Origin of the sequence: Yoonia sp. (assembly GCF_042093035.1) — a bacterium.
Lineage (GTDB): Bacteria > Pseudomonadota > Alphaproteobacteria > Rhodobacterales > Rhodobacteraceae > Yoonia.
Map to the genome: position 1 here is coordinate 1 of NZ_JBELFI010000194.1, position 2,553 is coordinate 2,553.

3 protein-coding genes are annotated in these 2,553 nt (G+C 53.9%); 2 read left to right on the forward strand and 1 reads right to left on the reverse strand.

The window, feature by feature from the left end:
- The coding region (locus ACFDSS_RS14475) for a uracil-xanthine permease family protein (RefSeq protein ID WP_375256418.1) at nucleotides 1–856 on the forward strand (856 nt) is incomplete at its 5' end.
- A gap of 202 nt (nucleotides 857–1,058) precedes the next feature.
- Here the strand turns inward: ACFDSS_RS14475 and ACFDSS_RS14480 are convergent.
- The gene (locus ACFDSS_RS14480) at nucleotides 1,059–1,874 is read right to left on the reverse strand and encodes a bifunctional allantoicase/(S)-ureidoglycine aminohydrolase (protein WP_375256419.1); all 816 of its coding nucleotides are present in this window, start codon (nucleotides 1,872–1,874) and stop codon (nucleotides 1,059–1,061) included.
- A gap of 343 nt (nucleotides 1,875–2,217) precedes the next feature.
- On the opposite strand from ACFDSS_RS14480, the gene ACFDSS_RS14485 reads away from it, so the two are divergent.
- Nucleotides 2,218–2,553: FAD-dependent oxidoreductase (locus ACFDSS_RS14485; RefSeq protein WP_375256420.1), on the forward strand; the 336-nt coding region annotated here is incomplete at its 3' end.

Here is a 2,553-nt window from a genome sequence, read left to right on the forward strand (position 1 = left end):
AAGCTGGCTGATGGCGGCGACGGTCATCTTCGTGACGTTGGGACTTAAGTTCTTTGCCCGTGGCATGCTATCGGTCTCTGCGGTCTTGCTCGGCCTCTTGGCCGGATATGCATTGGCATTCGCATTGGGTCAGGTAAACCTTGGCAATATCGGGCGTGCAGCGAATTTTGCGTTCCCAAATCCTTTGCATTTCGGTCTAGAGTTTACGATGGCGTCAATCATCGGTTTCTGCGCAATGGCATTCGTGTCGGCGGTTGAAACAGTGGGCGATGTTTCAGGAATCACAAAGGGCGGCGCAGGCCGTGAAGCGACGGATAAAGAAATCCAAGGCGCAACCTATGCAGACGGGCTTGGAACCGCCGTGTCAGGATTGTTTGGCGCTTTACCAAACACCTCGTTCAGCCAGAATGTCGGCTTGATCGCTATGACAGGCGTGATGAGCCGCGGCGTCGTCACAATCGGTGCGATCTTTTTGATTGCGTGCGGGTTGTTGCCAAAAGTCGGTGCGATCATCTCATCGATCCCAATTCAGGTTCTGGGCGGTGGCGTGATTGTCATGTTCGGGATGGTGACCGCCGCTGGCATATCCATGCTTTCGGATGTGCACTGGAACCGGCGCAATATGGTTATCTTTGCAGTCGCGATTTCATTGGGCCTTGGCTTGCAGCTGGAGCCGGGCGCATTGCAACATCTGCCAGAGACAGTATTGGTCCTTGCGACCTCGGGCATTCTGCCTGCTGCAGTGATCGCCATTTTCCTGAACCTTGTGCTGCCACAAACACTCGCAAATGAAGCGACCGAAGAAGTCTCTGGTGGCATGGCCGGCAAAGGCACGGGATCGCTCAAGCAGGACTGATGTAGCACCTTGCGTAAAATGGCGTCAGCCAAGATAAGCAAAAGCGGCGTGTCGAAACACGCCGCTTTTCTATTCCAAGGCTGCATTTGACGCGCATCACACCGAGCCAATATCAAACGCGACACCACAATCCGAAAAAATCTCGCTATTACCTAAATCGCCGCGTCCCAATTCTGTCTTCCGACAAAATCGCCGCCGAACGTCACAAAGTCATATGGCGGTTCACATCCTTGTAAAGCAGATAGCGAAACTGACCCGGCCCACCTGCATAGCAAGCCTGAGGACAGAACGCGCGCAACCACATGTAATCACCTGCTTCGACTTCGACCCAGTCACTGTTCAAACGATAGACCGCCTTGCCCTCTAAGACATAAAGCCCGTGCTCCATGACATGTGTCTCAAGGAAGGGAATGACAGCACCCGGTTCAAATGTGACGATCGTGACGTGCATATCGTGGCGCATGTCCGACGGATCAACGAACCGCGTTGTCGCCCATTTTCCATCTGTCCCGGCCATTGGCGTTGGCACAATATCGTTCTCGTTCAATATTAGCACATCTGGCGCATCAAGGCCGCTGACCGCCTCATAAGCTTTTCTGATCCAATGAAACCGAAGGGTTTGCTGGTGCTGATTGTGCAGACGCCACTTGCGGCCCGCAGGTAGATACGCATAGCCACCGGGCGTTAATTCGTAGATTGCGCCATTTACCTCGAGCGTTGCCGTCCCCTCAACCACGAACAGCACAGTTTGGGCGCGGGGGTCAGTCTCAGGGTTATCTGAACCGCCTCCGTGTTGAACTTCCATGATATACTGAGAAAACGTTTCCGCGAACCCGCTGAGCGGTCTTGAAAGCACCCATAGACGGGTTTGCGACCAGAATGGCAGAAAGCTGGTTACGATGTCGCGCATGGTCCCCTTTGGGATCACAGCATAGGCGTTTGTGAAAACAGCGCGATCTGTAAGCAGTTGATTCTGGCCAGGTTGACCACCTTGGGGTGCGTAGTATGTTGAAGTCATAATTTTTCCTGAAGGTAAGCGGACAGTGCGGAAATTATGCGCCTTGCCACCATCGTAGACCATATACAAAGACGGGACAGGACTGTTCGTACTGATTTGAAAATGCAACAATTTACTTCCTAAATCGCAGGGCTTGCGTCGTTGAATCCGTGGGATATTGCGACGCTGATCGGTTATTCGATGCCGGTTTTCTGTCCCTGCCAGACTTGTGACACGACAACGATCAAACACGGACCGAGCAATTCGACGCCTTGTTCAAATTCAGTCAACAACCGATCAAATGGTGTACACGCGATCGAGAGATAACAAAGTCTGGAAAGTATGACCAACGAAGGGCCACCACATGGTTGAACGGGTCGAGATCGCAGTGATCGGCGCAGGCATTATCGGGCTTAGTTGTGCATTCAGACTTGCCCAGGCCGGGCATGAAGTGATCCTTGTGGATCCGCAAGACGCCGGATCGGGTGCCTCCTACGGCAATGCAGGCACAATCGCCGATTACGCCGTGATGCCGGTAGGAAGCCCCGCTGTTTTGCGTGACCTGCCGCGCCTGCTGTTTGACCGCAGCTCGCCACTGGCGATCAGACACGCGGCCATCGTTTCATTGGCGCCTTGGCTGTTGCGGTTCGTCCGGCAAAGTCTGCCTGCCGCGACCGTACGAAACGCAGCGGCGATCGCA

What these genes read in the sequence shown, in the direction of transcription:
- ACFDSS_RS14480 (WP_375256419.1), bottom strand. Translation starts at nt 1,874, where the DNA reads ATGACTTCAACATACTACGCACCCCAAGGTGGTCAACCTGGCCAGAAT.